At 31.8% G+C, this 267-nt stretch carries 1 protein-coding gene; it reads left to right on the forward strand.

Going from position 1 to position 267, the window contains the following annotated elements:
• On the forward strand, positions 1-267 hold a 267-nt coding region (locus AB4486_RS28070; protein ID WP_372120104.1), incomplete at both ends, for a hypothetical protein.

A 267-nucleotide genomic window follows, 5' to 3' on the forward strand; every position in this document is an offset into this window, starting at 1 on the left:
GAATATGACAATGAATATAAACCAGCATCTTTAGAAGCCATGTTTTTGCCATATTACATAGCACAAGATGTCGGTTGGGTTTATCGACATAAATCATTCAGAGGTTTGGATTTCGTTAAAAACTTCAAGAATGATTTCTTTGACTATTTTTTGGGCATTACAAATAGTTACAATCGTATTGAGAAAACGCGTCTTGAAAAAGAAAAGAAAGAACTAGAAGCTGAGTCTAGACTTCTTCACAGGATAGAAAAAAATAATAAAGCATTT

Origin of the sequence: Vibrio sp. 10N.222.55.C6 (assembly GCF_041473395.1) — a bacterium.
GTDB lineage: Bacteria > Pseudomonadota > Gammaproteobacteria > Enterobacterales > Vibrionaceae > Vibrio > Vibrio crassostreae_C.